We start from the raw sequence: 2,193 nt of genomic DNA on the forward strand, positions 1-2,193 counted from the left end.
GCCCACTTTTGTTTTACCCACAAGTAAACAACATTCAATCGATAGATGTCGTAGCTTATGTCTCGGTGATAGCCATTGATTTTGCTTGGTTGTGGGTATTTGGAAGGGGCCCGGTGCGCAGTAGACCGGTCGCGGAGGCTCCTCGAATTCTGGCACTTAGCTTGTTGGTGTGTGCGATTCATCTATTGCACTTCTGTGACTATCACCGCCACTTATCCCTACATACTGATACCTCGGTCCAATTGAGGCTTTATTACCAAGCTGTCCAAATAGAGAGACATACGCTTACTTAGTAGTCAGCTCTGATTTTCGACTCGTACCTACGAGATGCTGTGGCGGCTTCCTCGATCGCGCCAAAAGAAAATCCCGTATAGGTGAGGTATTGCCTGCGCCCATACGGGAGTGTGTCGTATTTAGTTAGGTTAGCCCTGTCTGGGATTAAGCTATGCGGTCGCGCTAATCAAAGTACCGAGGTTAGCTATTACTGCTCGGCTTAGCTGACGGGACGTCTCCGTAGCCGTCGTGGTCCTTATCTTCCGAGTTAATACCTCCGCGGAAGGTGTCGTGAGCACTCGGAGTAACGGCGTGCGGTGCACGGTCGGCGGTGTTGAACAAAAGATTCAAGATGATAGCAGCGACGGAACCTACGCAGATACCTGAAGCCATAAACGTTTGCGCCCATGCCGGTAGTCCGGAGAATAGTTCGGGCGATACAGCAGGAAGTAATGCCAATGCCAACGGAATACCCACGACAATCACGTTGGATTCAGTGAACTTAACCTTGGATAGAGTGCGGACGCCCGATGCTGCGACCATACCGAACAAGGCAATACCGGCACCTCCCAAAACTGGAGCTGGGATAGCGGCAACGAGAGCGGCCGTCTTTGGAATCAAACCCAGAATCAGCAGCATTCCACCTGCAGCTGCGGTAACCCATCGGGAACGTACGCCCGTGATGGATAGGACGCCAATGTTCTGGGCAAACGCCGTGTATTGGAAGGTATTGAAAATACCGCCAATTACGGTCGCAGCACCGTCGGCACGCAGTGTGTCGGCAATACGGTGATTATCAATCTCGGATTCGGTAATCTCGCCGATTGCAAGTACGTCGCCAGTCGCTTCGACCATAGTCACAAGCGAAACAATGCACATGGCAAATACAGCGGAGAGGACGAATTCAGGCATGCCAAAGTAGAATGGATGCGTCAACCCGAAGACTGGTGAGTCCTTAGTTCCAGACCAATCCACCATTCCCAATGGAATGCATAGCAGCAATCCGGAGATCATGCCCACTAGAACGGCAATGCGGGCGAGCCATTCTGGTGCCCATCGCTCAATACTGAGAATTAAGGCCAACACAAACGCAGCTACTGCCAAGTTTTGAGGTGCGCCGAAATCTGGAGTGTCCTTGACTTCAGCACCGCCACCAACCCAGTCGGCTGCGACTGGCATAAGCGTCGTGCCGATAATCAATAGCACCGTGCCAGTGACCAACGGCGGAAATAGGCGTAGAAGCGACGCAAAAAGCGGTGCAAAGAGCATCATGAAAATGCCCGATGCAATCACCGAACCGTAGATTGCGGGTACGCCGTATTGCGATCCGATAGTAACCATCGGAATCGCGGCAGAGAAGGTACAGCCCTGAATCAGTGGTAGTCGCACACCAAATCGCCAAATACCCACCGACTGTACGATGGTGGCGATGCCTGCAACAAACAGGTCCGCAGCAATTAGGTGCGGAATATCGGATGGGGACATACGCCCGGCATCCACAAGTGCCCAGCCCACGAAAAGCGGGACTGCCACCGCGCCTGCATACGCGGCGAGCACATGTTGAAAGCCGAGTACAAGCAGTTTCACATGGCCCGGATACTCATCGACCGGATGAACCGTCTGAGTATCGGTCTTCGTTGATGTAGTCACAGTTCGACTTTAGTTCCCTAGTCCAGGTTTTCCTCACTGGAGCTTTCTATTGGGGTGGTTTCGCTCCATCTCGCTTTACGACGAGGCGATCGGGCCACGCCACTTTGCTGAGATAACTCGTGAGTGTGCGTGGGGGGCCGCTGAACGAATGCATTGCGGAACAGCTTTAAGTGAGACTCTAGGGTTATGGTTTTCTATTAGCTCGGAAATACACTAGAAAGGCGTTGTGACCTGCAGGTTCGCTTTATGTGTGAAGTGTGTGTAATGTAT

General features: G+C 52.3%; 1 protein-coding gene. It reads right to left on the reverse strand.

Annotated elements, in window-relative coordinates:
* Window positions 1-474: 474 nt before the first annotated feature.
* On the reverse strand, window positions 475-1,923 hold the full coding sequence (locus HMPREF2614_RS07155; RefSeq protein ID WP_070560601.1) for a nucleobase:cation symporter-2 family protein: 1,449 nt from the start codon (window positions 1,921-1,923) through the stop codon (window positions 475-477).
* Between the last annotated feature and the right edge of the window lie 270 nt (window positions 1,924-2,193).

Origin of the sequence: Corynebacterium sp. HMSC074C11 (assembly GCF_001809455.1) — a bacterium.
GTDB lineage: Bacteria > Actinomycetota > Actinomycetes > Mycobacteriales > Mycobacteriaceae > Corynebacterium > Corynebacterium amycolatum.